The sequence below is a fragment of the Gemmobacter megaterium genome (assembly GCF_900156815.1).
GTDB classification, from domain to species: Bacteria; Pseudomonadota; Alphaproteobacteria; order Rhodobacterales; family Rhodobacteraceae; genus Wagnerdoeblera; species Wagnerdoeblera megaterium.
Window position 1 is genome coordinate 714,844 of the sequence record NZ_FTOT01000002.1, and the last position, 15,411, is coordinate 730,254.

At 66.7% G+C, this 15,411-nt stretch carries 12 protein-coding genes; all 12 read left to right on the forward strand.

Features of this window, described 5'->3' with window-relative positions; translation table 11 throughout:
• The first annotated feature begins 21 nt into the window (after nucleotides 1-21).
• The 12 genes from tsaE (at nucleotide 22) to BW970_RS08035 (ending at nucleotide 15,401) form a co-directional block, all read left to right on the forward strand.
• Nucleotides 22-504 (forward strand): tRNA (adenosine(37)-N6)-threonylcarbamoyltransferase complex ATPase subunit type 1 TsaE, encoded by a 483-nt coding sequence (gene tsaE, locus BW970_RS07985; RefSeq protein ID WP_083701167.1) that lies wholly within the window; start codon nucleotides 22-24, stop codon nucleotides 502-504.
• Nucleotides 501-1,511: an aminoglycoside phosphotransferase family protein gene (locus tag BW970_RS07990; protein WP_076529859.1), complete on the forward strand. Its 1,011-nt coding sequence runs from the start codon at nucleotides 501-503 to the stop codon at nucleotides 1,509-1,511. Before tsaE ends, BW970_RS07990 begins: the two co-directional genes overlap by 4 nt.
• Complete coding sequence (locus BW970_RS07995; protein ID WP_076529860.1) at nucleotides 1,511-2,176, forward strand: nucleotidyltransferase family protein; 666 nt, start codon at nucleotides 1,511-1,513, stop codon at nucleotides 2,174-2,176. Before BW970_RS07990 ends, BW970_RS07995 begins: the two co-directional genes overlap by 1 nt.
• Complete coding sequence (addB, locus tag BW970_RS08000; RefSeq protein WP_076529861.1) at nucleotides 2,173-5,076, forward strand: double-strand break repair protein AddB; 2,904 nt, start codon at nucleotides 2,173-2,175, stop codon at nucleotides 5,074-5,076. The genes BW970_RS07995 and addB overlap by 4 nt, the downstream gene beginning before the upstream one ends.
• The gene (gene addA / locus BW970_RS08005; protein ID WP_076529862.1) at nucleotides 5,073-8,381 is read left to right on the forward strand and encodes a double-strand break repair helicase AddA; all 3,309 of its coding nucleotides are present in this window, start codon (nucleotides 5,073-5,075) and stop codon (nucleotides 8,379-8,381) included. The genes addB and addA overlap by 4 nt, the downstream gene beginning before the upstream one ends.
• Nucleotides 8,382-8,442: 61 nt before the next feature.
• Nucleotides 8,443-8,763: a thioredoxin gene (gene trxA, locus BW970_RS08010; RefSeq protein WP_076529863.1), complete on the forward strand. Its 321-nt coding sequence runs from the start codon at nucleotides 8,443-8,445 to the stop codon at nucleotides 8,761-8,763.
• 104 nt (nucleotides 8,764-8,867) lie between these two features.
• Nucleotides 8,868-10,709, forward strand: a complete 1,842-nt coding sequence (locus BW970_RS08015) for an ABC transporter ATP-binding protein (RefSeq protein ID WP_076529864.1) — start codon at nucleotides 8,868-8,870, stop codon at nucleotides 10,707-10,709.
• A complete protein-coding gene (locus BW970_RS20535) occupies nucleotides 10,706-10,894 on the forward strand; it encodes a hypothetical protein (protein ID WP_144038902.1) in 189 nt (62 codons plus the stop codon). Before BW970_RS08015 ends, BW970_RS20535 begins: the two co-directional genes overlap by 4 nt.
• Complete coding sequence (locus BW970_RS08020; protein ID WP_076529865.1) at nucleotides 10,882-12,723, forward strand: ABC transporter ATP-binding protein; 1,842 nt, start codon at nucleotides 10,882-10,884, stop codon at nucleotides 12,721-12,723. The genes BW970_RS20535 and BW970_RS08020 overlap by 13 nt, the downstream gene beginning before the upstream one ends.
• Nucleotides 12,720-13,952, forward strand: coding sequence for a class I SAM-dependent RNA methyltransferase (locus tag BW970_RS08025; RefSeq protein WP_076529866.1), 1,233 nt, complete (start codon nucleotides 12,720-12,722; stop codon nucleotides 13,950-13,952). The genes BW970_RS08020 and BW970_RS08025 overlap by 4 nt, the downstream gene beginning before the upstream one ends.
• A 23-nt stretch (nucleotides 13,953-13,975) precedes the next feature.
• Nucleotides 13,976-14,761, forward strand: a complete 786-nt coding sequence (locus BW970_RS08030; protein WP_076529867.1) for an ion transporter — start codon at nucleotides 13,976-13,978, stop codon at nucleotides 14,759-14,761.
• Nucleotides 14,762-14,891: 130 nt separating this feature from the next.
• Nucleotides 14,892-15,401 carry a L,D-transpeptidase family protein gene (locus BW970_RS08035; protein ID WP_076529868.1) on the forward strand — a complete coding sequence of 170 codons (510 nt, stop codon included), beginning with the start codon at nucleotides 14,892-14,894 and terminating at the stop codon, nucleotides 15,399-15,401.
• Nucleotides 15,402-15,411: the final 10 nt, after the last annotated feature.

The window sequence follows — 15,411 nt, forward strand, 5'->3', positions numbered from 1 at the left end:
CGGGCAGGATACAACCGCCCCATGACCGCCGACCGCCCCGCCATAACCCTCGATCTGCCAGACCCCGCCGCGACAGAGGCCGTGGCGCGCTGGCTTGCGGACCATCTGGGGCCTGGGGATGTGCTGTTGCTGCAAGGGCCGATCGGCGCCGGGAAAACCCATCTGGCCCGCACGCTGATCCAGCACCGGCTGGCGGCCGATGGCACGATGGAAGATGTGCCGTCGCCCACCTTCACGCTGGTGCAGGTCTATGACACTCAGGGCGGCGAGATCTGGCATGCCGACCTATACCGGCTGTCGCATCCGCAAGACGTGCTCGAACTCGGCCTGGACGAGGCATTCGACACCGCGCTGTGCCTGATCGAATGGCCCGACCGGCTGGGCAGCCTGACCCCACCACAGGCGCTGACCCTGACCTTGACCCCGCGTGGCGAAGGCCGTCGCGCGACGCTTACCGGCCCGTCCGCACGCCTCTCCGCGCTTGGAGCGCCGCCCCCCACATGAGTGACCGCAAGACCCTTTCCGACAAGTTTGTCGCCAAAGCGGGCTGGGGCTTGGCTGCGCGCAGCTTCCTGGCCGGCGATGCCTCGCCCCGCAGCTACGACCGGCTTGCACGCGGAACGGAAACCGCCGTTCTGATGGATGCGCCGCCCGAACGGGGCGAGGATATACGCCCCTTTGTCGCCATGGCGCACCACCTGCACGCGCTGGGTCTGTCGGCCCCTCGGATCCTTGCCCAAGATGCAGCACACGGCTTCCTGTTGCTGGAGGATCTGGGCGACGATCTGTTCGCCCGCGTGCTTGACAGGGAACCGGCGCTGGAACGGCGGCTTTACACTGCGGCTGTCGACATTCTCGCCACCATCCATGCCGCACCGCCCCCGGACGGTCTGTCGGCCCATACGCCGGAATTCATGGCCGCCGCCGCCGGGCTGGCCCTGACATGGTACGCAAGCGCAGTCACCGGCCGACCACACCAGGCAGACGCCCTGACAGAGGCCATGGCACAGGCGATGGCCGCGCATTGCACCGCGCGCCCGGTGCTGGTGCTGCGCGATTATCATGCCGAAAACCTGCTGTGGTTGCCCCGGCGTAGCGGCCCTGCGCAGGTCGGCCTGCTGGATTTCCAGATGGGGTCGATGGGCCAGCCGGAATATGACCTGATCTCGTTGCTGCAAGATGCCAGGCGCGATGTGCCGCGCGATCTGGCCGACCAGATGATCGCCCATTTCGCCCGCGTGACCGGCGCCGACCCCGAACGCACGGCAACGGCCTGTGCTGTCCTGGGGGCGCAGCGCAATCTGCGCATTCTTGGCGGGTTCACCCGGCTGTCGCTGCATTTCGGCAAGCCGGGATATGTCCGGCTTATCCCCAGGGTCTGGGCGCATCTGCAACATGATCTCGCACATCCGGCCTTGGGGGGGGTGCGCGCGGCAGCGGCCCTGCCCGAACCTTCCCCTGACGCCCTGCAAAGGATCATCGAGCTGTGCGGAACCGTCCAGACGCCCTGATGTTGTTTGCCGCCGGCTTCGGCACCCGGATGGGCGCGATGACAGCCGACCGGCCCAAGCCGCTGATCGCCGTGGCGGGCCGCCCGCTGATCGACCATGCGCTGGCGCTGGCGGATGCGGCAGGCATTGGCCGTGTCGTGGCCAATCTGCACTATCGCGGCGACCAGATTCGCCGCCACCTGAGCGGGCGCGACATCCTGTTCAGCGAGGAACAGCCGCATATCCTGGAAACCGGGGGCGGTTTGCGGGCCGCCCTGCCGCTGCTTGGGGCTGGCCCGGTCTTTACGTTGAACACCGATGCCGTCTGGACCGGGCCGAACCCGCTGGAGACGCTTGCCACGGCATGGAAGGCTGATATGGGGGCCCTGCTGTTGCTGGCCCCTGTGAGCCGGACACGGGGGCACGGGGCGCGGGGCGACTTCACCCTGAGCCCGGATGGCCGCATCCTGCGCGGTGGCGACATGGTCTATCTGGGCGCCCAGATCCTCGATCCTGCCGGACTTGATCAGATTGCAGAGCCCGTCTTTTCCCTGAACCGTCAGTGGGATGCGCTGATCGCACAGGGGCGCGCATTCGGCACCCTTCACCCCGGCCTATGGTGTGACGTCGGTCGCCCCGAAGGCATCGCCGAGGCCGAGGCCATGTTGCGCGAGGCTGCGCCATGACTGAGCCATCTCGCCTGTTCGGCATCCCGCCGGGTCTCGATTTCGGCGCGGCGCTGGTCGCCGGGCTGCGCGAACGGCTGGCGGGGCAGCCGCCAGAGGCGATGGCGCGGGCCACCCTGTGGGTAAACTCGTCGCGGATGCGAAGCCGGGTCAAGGCGCAGTTCGGCGCGCATGAGTTGTTGCCGCGCGTCCGGCTTGTGACGGACCTGGCCGAGGCGCTGCCCTTGCCCGGCCTGCCACCGCCGGAACCCGGCTTGCGCCGCCGGTTGCAACTGACCCAGTTGATCGCCCGGCTTCTGGACGCCGAGCCCGACCTGGCGCCGCGTTCGGCGCTCTATGATCTGGCGGACAGCCTGGCAGGATTGATCGACGAGATGGCCGGCGAAGGCGTCCCCCCCGAGGCTGTCGCGGGCCTTGATGTGTCGGACCACTCGCTGCACTGGGCACGTACGCAGCGGTTTCTGGGCATCGTCGCGCCATTCTTCGGCCCCGATGCAAGCCCGCAGGCAGAGACGCGCCGCCGGATGGTTGCCGCGCGGCTGACGGCGATCTGGGCGGACCACCCGCCACAAGGGCCGGTGATCATCGCAGGCTCGACCGGATCGCGGGGGGCGACGGCGCTGATGATGCAGGCTGTGGCCGCACTGCCGCAGGGCGCCCTGGTTCTGCCAGGGCATGATTTCGACATGCCGCTGGCGCTGTGGAACCGGCTGGACAACGCCCTGACATCGGAGGATCACCCGCAATACCGCACCCGGCGCCTGCTGGACCTGCTGGGCGAAACGCCCGACCGCATCGCCCGATGGACGGATCTGCCGCCGCCATCACCTGGGCGGAACACTCTGGTATCGCTCGCGTTGCGCCCGGCACCCGTCACCGACCAATGGCTGTCCGAAGGCGCCGCCATGCCCGACCTGCGCGAGGCGACGGCGCAGATGACGCTGATCGAGGCGCCCAGCCCGCGTGCCGAGGCGCTGGCCATTGCGCTGATCCTGCGCCAAGCCGCAGAGGACCATCGCCCCGCCGCCCTGGTCACGCCCGACCGCGACCTTGCCCGCCAGGTCACAGTGGCGCTGGATCGTTGGGGCATCGTCCCCGATGACAGCGCAGGCCGCCCGCTGGCCCTGTCGCCACCGGGCCGCCTGTTGCGCCAGATCGCGGGGTTGTTCGGGCAGCGCCTCACCGGCGACCGGCTGCTGGCCATGCTGAAACATCCGCTGGTGCATACCGGGGCGGATCGCGGTGAACATCTGCGGCTGACCCGCGATCTGGAACTGCATCTGCGCCGCAGGGGACCAGCCTTTCCAGACCCCGGATTTCTGCGCGGCTGGGGGGCGGCCCATCAGGCTGCCGACTGGGGGAACTGGCTGGCCGAATGCATCGCGGGGCTGGAACAGGCGGGCACCCGCCCCCTGACCGCGCATCTGGCGCATCACCGCGCCGTTGCCGAGCGGCTTGCGGCGGGTGTCGTGCCAGGCAGCGGCGAGCTTTGGCTGGAGAACCCCGGCGAGGTGGCGCTGGCCGCCTTTGGCGCGCTGGAATTCGAGGCCGCCCACGGGGGCGAGTTGGCGCCACATGACTACGCCGCCCTGTTCGATGCCGTCATCGCCGGGCAAGAGGTGCGCGATGTTCTGACACCGCATCCGCTGATCCGTATTCAGGGCAGCCGCGAGGCGCGCGAACTGGACTCTGATCTGGTCATCATGGGGGGCTTGAACGACGGATCCTGGCCGCAGTTGCCGCCGCCGGATCCCTGGCTGAACCGGCAGATGCGGCTCAAGGCAGGGTTGCTGCTGCCCGAACGCCGCATCGGCCTGTCCGCACATGACTTTCAGCAGGCGATCGCCGCGCCCGAAGTTATCCTGACCCGCGCCGCCCGCAGTGACGAGGCGGAAAGCGTGCCCTCCCGCTGGCTGAACCGGCTGACCAACCTGATGCAGGGCCTGCCCGATCGCCATGGCCCTCAGGCGCTGGCCGCGATGCGGGACCGCGGCAAGGGCTGGCTGGAAATGGCGCGGGCGCTGGAACGCCCGGACGCCGAGATCCCGCGAGCGCCGCGTCCCTCTCCGGCGCCACCAGTCGATGCGCGTCCGCGCGAACTGCCCGTCACAGGGATCGAAACCCTGATCCGCGATCCCTATGCCATCTACGCGCGCGAAATTCTGCGGCTGCGGCCGCTGGACCCGCTGCGGGCGGAACCGGATGCCCGCCTGCGCGGCTCGGTCCTGCACAAGGTCATGGAGGTCTTTGCCCGCGCGGGGGATCGGACGGTGGGGGGCCTGTTGGCCGCCGCCGATACCGTGCTGGCGGACGAGGTGCCATGGCCTGCCGCCCGCATCCTGTGGCGTCAACGCATAGCGCGTGTCGCGGACTGGTTTCTGGCCTTCGAGGCGGATCATGCCGGCACGCCTGTCCTGCTGGAAAGTGCGGGCGGAGTCGCCGTGGGGCCAACCGGCTTTCGCCTGACCGCCCGCCCCGACCGCATCGACCGGCTGCCGGACGGGAGCCTGCATCTGTACGATTACAAGACCGGCAGCCCCCCCAGCCAGAAACAGCAGCAATATTTCAATCAGCAACTGGTCCTGCAAGCCGCCATGGCGCGGCTGGGCGGCTTTGACCGCATCGGCGTGGCCGAGGTTGCGGCGGCCACCTATGTGGGACTTGGATCAACCCCGAAGGCCGAGCCGGTGGATGTCAGCGAGGCGAACCTCGACAAATCCTGGGCGGGGCTGGTGAAGCTGATCGGAACCTATCTGGATCCGGCAACCGGCTTTGCCGCCCGACGGGCCATGCACAAACATGCCTTTGGCAGCGATTACGATCTGTTGTCGCGATATGGCGAATGGACGATGGCGGACAGTGCACTCCGGATTGTCGTGACGAAGAGAGGCGCCACATGACCCTTTCCGCCTCTGCGGTACAACAGATGGCCGCGGATCCGTCGCATTCGGTCTGGACTTCGGCCAATGCAGGATCGGGCAAGACCAAGGTGCTGACCGACCGCGTGGCCCGCCTGCTGCTGTCGGGCACTGAACCACAGCGGATCCTGTGTCTGACCTATACCAAGGCGGCCGCCGCCGAGATGCAGAACCGGCTGTTCCGCCGCCTTGGCGAATGGGCGATGATGCCCGAGCCCGCCTTGCGCGACGCGCTGGCCGGACTGGGACTGACCGCGGCGCCCGATGCCGATACGTTGGCCGCCGCGCGGCGCCTGTTCGCCCGCGCCATCGAAACGCCCGGCGGGCTGAAAATCCAGACGATCCACAGCTTTTGCGCCTCGCTCCTGCGGCGCTTTCCACTTGAGGCGCAGGTCTCGCCGGGGTTCTCCGAAATGGACGACCGCTCCGCCGACCTGTTGCGCGCCGAGATCGTCGAAGATATGGCCGAACGGCTGGCCCCGCAGATCATCGCGCGGCTGGCGCGGCACTATACCGGCGAGGATTTCCTGCGTCTGGCCGCCGAAGTCGCGCGCAACCGGGCGCGCTTTGCGGGTCAGACGCGCGCAACGCTGGCGACGGCGCTTGGGCTGGCCGCCGACGATACACCACAGCGCCTGCTGGCCGATGTCTTTCTGGGGGGCGAGGCCGAATGGTTGACGCAGGTCGCCGCATTGCTGGCAGCCGGCAGCACAACCGACAGCAAGGCCGCGCAGCGCATCAAGGCGCTGGATCTCCTCCGCGCCGGTCTGCGCGATCTGGCGGGGCTGGAATCCGTCCTGCTGACCGGAAGCAGCGCCAAGGAACCGTTTTCTGCCAAGATCGGGGCCTTTCCGACTAAGGCGACGCGCGGCAAGCTGGGCGATCTGATCACACCGCTGGAAAATCTGATGGCGCGGGTGGAATCCGCCCGCCCCCGCCGTCTGGCGCTGGAGTCGCTGGAGCGGTCCTGCGTGCTGCATGACTTTGCCGCCACGTTCCTGCCAGAGTACGACCGGCGCAAGCAGGCGCGGGGCTGGCTGGATTTCGACGATCTGATCCTGCGCGCGCGCGATCTGCTGTCGGTCTCGTCGGTGGCGCAATGGGTGTTGTACCGGCTGGATGGCGGGATCGACCATATTCTTGTCGACGAGGCACAGGACACCGGACCCGATCAATGGCGGGTGATCGAGTTGCTGGCCCAGGAATTCACCGCCGGGCAAGGCGCGCGCGATCAGGGGCGCACGATCTTTGTGGTGGGGGACAAGAAACAGTCGATCTATTCGTTCCAGGGTGCCGATCTGGAAAAATTCGACGCGATGCAGACGCATTTTACCGAACGGCTTGCGGCCATGGGAACGGCGCTGCATCTGCATCCGCTGGAGTATTCGTTCCGCTCCTCGCCTGCCGTTCTGGGCGCCGTCGATGCCACCTGTGCCCCGTTCGACAGCCTTGGGCAGGTATCGCATATCGCCTTTCGCGCCGCGATGCCGGGCCGCGTCGATCTTTGGCCAGCGGTCGAGGCCGAGGATGACCCCGATCCCGGCGACTGGTTCGATCCGGTGGACCTGCCCAGCCCGCGCGCGCCCGAAGTCGTGCTGGCCGAACGGATCGCCTCCCAGATCAAGGCACTTCTGGCCGCAGGCACGCGCATACCGATTTCCGGCGGGGGCAGCCGGGCAATGCAGGCGGGCGATGTGCTGATCCTTGTGCAGCGCCGAAGCGCGTTGTTCCACGAGGTCATCCGCGCCTGCAAAGCCGCGGAGTTGCCGATCGCGGGCGCCGACCGGCTGAAGCTTGGGGCGGAAATCGCGGTCAAGGATCTGGCCGCGCTCCTGGCGTTTCTGGCAACGCCCGAGGATGATCTGTCGCTGGCAACCGCGCTGCGATCGCCGCTGTTCGGCTGGGACGAACAGCAGATTTACGACCTGGCGCAGGGTCGCGGGCGGCAATGGCTGTGGGAAACCCTGCGAAAACGCGATGATCACGCCGTAACCTTGACCGTGCTGCACGATCTGCGCAACCGCGCCGATTTCCTGCGCCCGTTCGAGCTGATCGACCGCATCCTGACCCGTCACGATGGCCGCCGCCGCCTGATCGCCCGCCTTGGGGCAGAGGCCGAGGATGGCATCGACCAGTTCCTCAGCCAGGCACTGGCCTATGAACGGATGGAGGTACCCAGCCTGACCGGCTTTCTGACCTGGCTGTCCACCGACGATGTCGAGGTCAAGCGCCAGGCCGACAGCGCGGGCAACCGCATCCGGGTGATGACCGTGCATGGCTCCAAGGGGCTGGAGGCGCCGGTGGTGATCCTGCCCGATACCGGCGACCGGCGCCCCGCGCAGGGCGGCGAGGTATTGGTGCTGGAGGACGGCACACCCGTGTGGAAAACGGCGGCAGAGCAGGCCCCACCCCGGATGGCCGAGGCACTGGAAAACGGACAGCGCCGCTGGCGCGAGGAAAACCAGCGGCTGCTGTATGTTGCCATGACGCGGGCCGAAAGCTGGCTGATCGTTGCTGCGGCAGGCAAGACGGAAAAGCCGGAAAGCTGGCACAGCTGCATCCGCGCGGGGCTGCAACGCCTGAATGCCGTCCCGCTGGAAACACCCTCCGGGACTGGTCTGCGCCATGCCTTTAGCGACTGGCCGGTCGATGGCCCGCCCGAACAGGCGGTTCAGCCGTCGCTGCCTGCGCTGCCTCGCTGGGCCGCTACACCCGCCGCGCCCGTAACCAAGGCGCCTGCACCGTTGAAACCGTCTGACCTTGGCGGGCCAAAGGCACTGCCGGGCGAGTCCCCGCTGACCGAGGCAGAGGCAAAGGCGCGCGGCACCCTGCTGCACCGGCTGCTGGAGGTGCTGCCCGACCACGCAGCCACCGACTGGCCTGCACTGGCAGAGGCGATGGAGGCGGACCCCGCCTTGCTGGCCGAGGCGCAGGGCGTCCTGACGGCGCCCGATCTGGCCTTTCTGTTCGCGCCCGGCACGCTGGCCGAAGTGGAATTTGCCAGCCTTTTGAACGGACGGCCGATGCCCGGTCTGATCGACCGTCTGGTGGTTATGCCCGACCATGTGCTGGCGGTGGATTTCAAATCCAACGCCACGGTGCCCGACAGCCCGGCCGAGGTGCCCGAGGGGCTGCTGCGCCAGATGGGCGCCTATGCCCATGCGCTGGCAGCCATCTACCCCGACCGCCGCATCGACACTGCGCTGCTGTGGACATCCTGTGGCCGGCTGATGCACCTGCCCCACGATCTCGTGTCGCAGGCCCTGACCCGTGCCGGCCTGCCTTGACGTGGCGGGCGGGGGTTCTTACCTTCGCTTGCAACTTCATATTCCTGACAGGAGATATGTCATGGCCACCGTGCCCGTCACCGATGCCACCTTCGACGCCGAAGTCCGCCAGTCCGATATCCCCGTTGTGGTGGATTTCTGGGCCGAATGGTGCGGCCCCTGCCGCCAGATCGGCCCGGCTCTGGAGGAGCTTTCGGCAGAGTTCGAAGGCAAGGTAAAGATCGTCAAGGTCAACGTCGACAGCGATCAGCAAGCGGCGGCCCAGTTGGGCGTGCGCGGCATTCCCGCCCTGTTCCTGTTCAAGGACGGCGAGGTCGTGTCGAACAAGGTTGGCGCAGCCCCCAAGGCCTCGCTGCAAAGCTGGATCCAGTCGGCGATCTAATCGCCACGACCGGATCATGCTGAAGTAAAAGGGTGCCGTCCTGTTCCGGGGCGGTTTCCCTTTTCGCGCTGCGGGCCTATATCGGGCATCCAAGGAAGGCGCGCATGTTCCGGTATTTTGAAAATCTCGTAGATCCCTATCAGTCTTACCAACAGGTCGATGCCCCGCCACGCGGGCTGTGGCCGTTCATGCGGCAGTATGTGCTGCCGTTCCGCAGGGTGTTTGCGGTCACCGGATTCGTCTCGCTGCTGGTTGCATCCGGTGACATCGTTCTGATCTGGTATGTCGGTCGTCTGGTCGACCTGCTGGCGGCTGGCACGCCGACCGAGGTGCTGGCCTCGCATGGCTGGGAATTTGTGATCGTTGCGCTGATCATCGCGCTGATCCGTCCGCTGGTATCCGGCGCCGGAACGGCCCTGCTGCACAACACGATCCTGCCGAACTTCGGCACCATGATCCGCTGGCGGGCGCATCGGCATGTGCTGCGTCAGCCCGTCGGCTGGTTCGAGGGCGATTTTGCCGGGCGCATCGCCAACCGTATCATGCAGACACCGCCTGCCGCAGGCGATGCGGTGTTTCAGACATTTGATGCCATGGCCTTCGGCTCTGTCACGGTGCTGGGGGCGGGGATCCTGCTGGCCGATGCCGACCCGCGCCTGCTGGTGCCGCTTGTGGCATGGTTTGCCGCCTATGGGCTGCTGGTACGCTGGACGATCCGACATGCGGGCCCGGCCGCCAAAGCCAGCGCAGATGCCCGCAGCGCCATCACGGGCCGCGTCGTCGATGCCTATACCAACATCCATTCCGTCAAGCTGTTCGCCCACCATGACCGCGAGATCAGCTATGCCAAGGATGCGATCGAAACGGCGCGGCAGAAATTCCAGCAGGAAATGCGGATCATCACCCGCATGGATGTGACGCTGACAGTCCTGAACGGGTTGCTGATCGTTTCGGTGATCGGATGGGCCGGGCTGCTGTGGTATCAGGGGGCGGCGACCGTTGGGGCCGTCGCGGCGGCATCGGCGCTGGTTCTGCGGTTGAACAACCTGACCTACTGGCTGATGTGGGCCACCACCGGATTGGTGCAGGCGCTGGGAACCGTGTCGGAAGGGATGGAGACGATCACACAGCCCGTCACCGTCCTGGACACGGCTGATGCCAAGGCGCTGGATTGGCGCGAAGGGCGGATCGAATACCAGAATGTGCGCCACCACTACGGACGCGATACAGGCGGGTTGCAAGGCGTCGATCTGGCCATCCGCCCCGGCGAAAAGGTCGGTCTGGTCGGGCGCTCGGGTGCTGGCAAGACCACGCTGGTCAAGCTGTTGCTGCGGTTCTACGACGTCGAGGCCGGGCAGATCCTGATCGACGGGCAGGACATTGCGCAAGTTACCCAAGACAGCCTGCGCCGCCAGATCGGCATGGTGCAGCAGGACAGCAGCCTCCTGCACCGTTCGGTGCGGGACAACATCCTGTATGGTCGCCCCGATGCAAGCGAGGCCGAGATGATAGAGGCCGCCAAACGCGCCGAGGCGCATGATTTCATCCTGACCCTCGAAGACCCCGAAGGGCGCAGCGGCTATGATGCCCATGTCGGCGAGCGGGGTGTGAAGCTTTCGGGCGGACAGCGGCAGCGGATCACGCTGGCGCGGGTGATCCTGAAGGATGCCCCCATTCTTGTTCTGGACGAGGCAACAAGTGCGCTGGATAGCGAGGTCGAGGCGGCCATTCAGGATACGCTCTACCGCGTGATGCAGGGCAAGACCGTGATCGCCATTGCGCACCGGCTGTCGACCATCGCCGCGATGGACCGCATCGTGGTGCTGGACAAGGGCCGCGTGGCCGAGGACGGGACCCATGCCCAACTGCTGGCAAAAGGGGGGATCTACGCCGGGTTGTGGTCCCGGCAATCGGGTGGGTTCCTGGGTGACGAGGCGGCGGAATGACGGTGGCGCCCCGATCTCTGGCACGCCGCGCCATGCGGCAATCGTGGTTGCAGGCGCATCCGGGGGCATCTGGCAACGGCATCGCACCGGCACGCGATGCCGCCGGGCAGGATGACCCCCTGCGCACCACATCGGACGCGCGGGTCCGCGCGCCGGACGATCTGCACCGGGAGTGCGCAGCGTGAAACTGTCCAACCTGATAACCCCGTTTCAACCCGCCGATGGCGCCCCGCCACGACGGCTGGGGGCGTTCTTCATGTGGTGCCTTGGCGGTTCCTGGAAGGCGCTGCTGATCGCCTCTGTGGTCTCTGCCCTGGCAGGGGTGACAGAGATCATTTCCGCCACCATCCTGGGGCGGGTGATCGACGCAACCGCCGGGACAGCGCCCGAGGGGTTCTTCGGCAATCACCTTTGGCTGATCGGCCTGTTCCTGGCGTTTTATCTGGTCGCCCGGCCGCTGATCTTTGCCGCCTCCTCCGCCGCGAACTCGGTGGTGATCGGGCCGAATGTCATGCCGCTGGTCCTGTCTCGCCTGCACCGCTGGACCATGGGGCAGGCCGTCACCTTCTTTGACAACGATTTCGCCGGGCGCATCGCCACCAAACAGATGCAGGCCGCCCGCGCTGTCACAGAGGTGGTCACGGAAAGCATCAACACGGGTGTCTTTGCGCTGGCCTCTGTCGTCGGATCCGCGGTGTTTCTGCTGGATATCGACGCCCGCATGGCCCTTGCACTGGCGGTGTGGCTAGTGGCCTATCTGGCGCTGATCCGCTTTTTCATGCCGCGCATCCGGGCGACCTCTGTCAGCCGGGCGGCGGCGCGGGCGAATATCACCGGGCAGGTCGTCGATACGATCACCAATATCAAGACGGTCAAGCTGTTCGCCCATTCTGAACACGAAGACCGCGCCGCGCTGAAATCCATGGGGCTCTACCGCGAGAAATCCATAGATTTCGGCATCGTTTCAGCATGGTTCCGGCTGACGCTGATGACCCTCGCCGGGGCGTTGCCGGTGGTTCTGATCGGCGGAACGACATGGCTGTGGACGCATGGCGCGGCCACTGCAGGCGATATTGCGGCAGCCGGCACCATTGCCATCCGCATCGCCCAGATGACCGGCTGGGTCAGCTTTACCCTGATGGGGATCTACGCCAATGTCGGCGAGGTCGAGGATGCGATGCGCACGCTGACCCCGCCCCATGCATTGACCGATTCCCCCGATGCCACCGATCTTGTCCGGGTGAAGGGCGAGGTGCGCTATGATCATGTGACCTTCACCTATGGCGGCCCCACGGGCGGCGTGCGCGGGCTGGATCTGGCGATCCGCCCTGGTGAACGGCTGGGTATCGTCGGGGCGTCGGGCGCGGGCAAGTCCACATTGGTCGCACTGCTGCTGCGGCTGTACGACCCGGAAACGGGCACCGTGCGGATCGACGGCCAGGACGTGGCGGCGGTGACACAGGAATCCTTGCGCCGCCAGATCGCCATGGTCACGCAGGAAACCGCGATGTTCAACCGCTCTGCCCGCGACAACATCCTTTACGGCCGGCCTGACGCAACCGAGGACGAGGTGATCGCCGCCGCCCGCGCCGCCGAGGCGCATGAGTTCATCCTGACGCTGAAAGACCACAAGGGGCGCACCGGCTATGATGCCCATCTGGGCGAACGTGGCGTCAAGCTGTCGGGCGGGCAGCGGCAACGCATCGCGCTTGCCCGCGCGTTTCTGAAGGATGCCCCCATTCTGGTGCTGGACGAGGCAACCAGCGCGCTGGATTCCGAGGTCGAGGCGCAGATTCAGGATGCGCTGGATCGGGTGATGCAGGGCAAGACGGTTCTGGCCATCGCCCATCGGCTGTCCACCATTGCCGCCATGGACCGTATCATCGTGCTTGATCAGGGCCGGATTGTCGAACAGGGCAGCCATGCCGATCTGCTGACTTCAGACGGGCTCTATGCGCGGTACTGGGCGCGGCAATCGGGCGGGTTCCTGGGGCTGGAGGATGCAGCGGAATGACCCTGACCATCGAACGGCTGGGCCATCATGGCGACGGTATCGCGCGCGGCCCCGACGGGCCGGTCTTTGTGCCCGGCGTCTTGCCGGGCGAGGTGGTGGAGGGCGAGATACAGGGTAGCCGCCTGAGCACGCCGCGTATCGTCACGCCATCGGCCCATCGCCGAAGACCGCCCTGCGCCCATGCGCGTGCCTGCGGCGGATGCGCGTTACAGCACGCTGACGATGCCTTTGTCGCCGACTGGAAACAGGGGGTCGTGCAACAGGCGTTGCAGGCTCAGGGGCTGGAGGCCGCGTTCCGCCCTATCCTCACCTCGCATCCGCACAGCCGCCGGCGCGCGACGCTGTCAGGGCGGCGGACCAAGGCGGGCGCGACCTTGGGCTTTCACATCCGCGGTTCCGATCAGGTGGTCGCTGTCCCCGGTTGCCAGTTGCTGCACCCCGATCTGATCGCCGCTTTTCCGGGGCTGGAGGCGCTGACCCGCACAGGCGCTTCGCGCAAGGGCGAACTGTCGCTGACCGTGACCGCCACCCTGTCAGGGCCCGATGTCGCGGTGACGGGCGGCAAGCCACTGGATGCGCCGCTGTTGCAAGACCTGGCAGGTCTGGCGGAAACGCATCGACTGGCACGCCTGACATGGGAGGGCGAGGTGGTCGCCCTGCGCGCCCAGCCGGTGGTGGACATGGGTCGGGGGCGGGTGCCCCTGCCCCCCGGCGCGTTCCTGCAAGCGACCGCAGACGGCGAGGCCGCGCTGCTGGCTGCCGTCCGCGATGCCGTGGGTCCGGCGCGGCGCATTGTCGATCTGTTCGCAGGTTGCGGCACCTTTGCCCTGCCATTGGCCGATCGGGCCGAGGTTCACGCCGTCGAGGGCGAGGCCGCCCTGACCACCGCCCTGACCGCAGGCGCCCGCGCCACGCCGGGACTGAAGGCGGTCAGCGTGGAAACCCGCGACCTGTTCCGCCGCCCGCTGCTGCCCGACGAGCTGCGTTTTGACGCCGCCGTCATCGACCCGCCCCGCGCGGGCGCCGAGGCACAGGTGGCCGAACTGGCCCGCGCCCATGTGCCGGTGCTGGCCATGGTGTCGTGCAACCCGGCAACCTTCGCGCGTGATGCGAAAACGCTCGTCGATGCGGGCTATCGGCTGGATTGGGTGCAGGTGGTGGACCAGTTCCGCTGGTCGACCCATGTCGAGCTTGCGGCGCGGCTGTCCTTGCCCCATATGGCCGCCTGAACCCGCACACAGGAGCCCCGAGCATGACGCCGCGCCAACGGATTGACGCCTGGCTGGAAACCCCGCTTGTCCGCAACGCCATCATGGCAGTGATCGTGTTCAACGCGATCATACTGGGCACGGAAACATCGGCCACCCTGATGGCGCGGGCGGGTGGGCTGATCGTGACGCTGGACCGCCTGTGCCTTGCAATCTTTGTGCTGGAGCTGCTGGCCAAGATGTACGCGCGCGGCTGGCGGTTCTTTCGCAACGGCTGGAACATCTTTGATTTCGTGATCGTCGGAATCTCGCTGATGCCCACGGCGGGCGGGCTGTCGGTGCTGCGCGCCCTGCGCATCCTGCGGGCACTGCGGCTGGTGTCCGTGGCGCCACGTCTGAGACGTGTGGTCGAGGGCTTTGTCAGCGCCTTGCCCGGCATGGCGTCGGTTTTCCTGTTGATGGCGCTGATCTTCTACATCGCCTCGGTCATGGCGACGAAGCTGTTCAGCAGCAGCTTTCCACAGTGGTTTGGCGATCTGGGCAATTCCGCCTATTCGCTGTTCCAGATCATGACGCTGGAAAGCTGGTCCATGGGCATCGTGCGTCCGGTGATGGAGGTGCATCCCTATGCCTGGGCGTTCTTTGTGCCCTTCATCATGATGACCACCTTTGCGGTGGTCAACCTGCTGGTCGGTCTGATCGTGAACTCGATGCAGGATGCCCATTCGCAAGAGGAAAACAGCCGCACCGATGCCTACCGCGAGGAAGTGCTCGCCCGGCTGGTCGAGATCGAAAAACGCCTGGCGGCCCGCGACAACACGCCGTTGTGATGCGACCGCCCTTCCCTGCCTGGGGTAGGGAAAGGGACAGCGCGGGGGCCGGTTCGTGTCGTCCGGTCCGCGCGCGATATGGATCCAATCGAAAGGACAGCCGCCACAGAGCGGCGTCTGAGAGGCAGCGATGCAATTCTGGAACAGGCGACAGGCGATACTGGGCGCGATCGCGGTGGGACTGGCGGCCTGCGCCCCGTCCAAGTTCCGCAGGTATAACGGCCCCGAGGTGACGCGGGTAGAGATCCACAAGGGCGCTCGCAAGATGTACCTGCTGCACCATGACAAGGTGCTCAAGCAATATGATGTGGGGCTGGGGGCGGCGCCGGTCGGGCACAAACAGTTTGAAGGCGACAGCAAGACCCCCGAAGGGCTGTACTACATCGACCGCCGCAATCCGAATTCGAATTTTCACCTGTCCGTCGGCATTTCCTATCCCAATCCTGCCGATCGGGCCTTTGCTCGGGCTCAGGGCAAGTCACCTGGCGGCGACATTTTCATTCACGGCCAGGCTGGCAAGCATATGGGGCGTGGACGCGGGCGCGACTGGACCGATGGCTGCATCGCGGTGACAGACCGCGAGGTCGAGGATATCTACGCGATGCTACGGCTTGGCACGCCCGTCGCGATCTATCCCTGACCCGCAGACC

What these genes read in the sequence shown, in the direction of transcription:
- BW970_RS07995 (WP_076529860.1), top strand. Translation starts at nt 1,511, where the DNA reads ATGTTGTTTGCCGCCGGCTTCGGCACCCGGATGGGCGCGATGACAGCC.
- tsaE (WP_083701167.1), top strand. Translation starts at nt 22, where the DNA reads ATGACCGCCGACCGCCCCGCCATAACCCTCGATCTGCCAGACCCCGCC.
- BW970_RS20535 (WP_144038902.1), top strand. Translation starts at nt 10,706, where the DNA reads ATGACGGTGGCGCCCCGATCTCTGGCACGCCGCGCCATGCGGCAATCG.
- BW970_RS08025 (WP_076529866.1), top strand. Translation starts at nt 12,720, where the DNA reads ATGACCCTGACCATCGAACGGCTGGGCCATCATGGCGACGGTATCGCG.
- BW970_RS08035 (WP_076529868.1), top strand. Translation starts at nt 14,892, where the DNA reads ATGCAATTCTGGAACAGGCGACAGGCGATACTGGGCGCGATCGCGGTG.
- trxA (WP_076529863.1), top strand. Translation starts at nt 8,443, where the DNA reads ATGGCCACCGTGCCCGTCACCGATGCCACCTTCGACGCCGAAGTCCGC.
- BW970_RS07990 (WP_076529859.1), top strand. Translation starts at nt 501, where the DNA reads ATGAGTGACCGCAAGACCCTTTCCGACAAGTTTGTCGCCAAAGCGGGC.
- addA (WP_076529862.1), top strand. Translation starts at nt 5,073, where the DNA reads ATGACCCTTTCCGCCTCTGCGGTACAACAGATGGCCGCGGATCCGTCG.
- BW970_RS08015 (WP_076529864.1), top strand. Translation starts at nt 8,868, where the DNA reads ATGTTCCGGTATTTTGAAAATCTCGTAGATCCCTATCAGTCTTACCAA.
- addB (WP_076529861.1), top strand. Translation starts at nt 2,173, where the DNA reads ATGACTGAGCCATCTCGCCTGTTCGGCATCCCGCCGGGTCTCGATTTC.
- BW970_RS08030 (WP_076529867.1), top strand. Translation starts at nt 13,976, where the DNA reads ATGACGCCGCGCCAACGGATTGACGCCTGGCTGGAAACCCCGCTTGTC.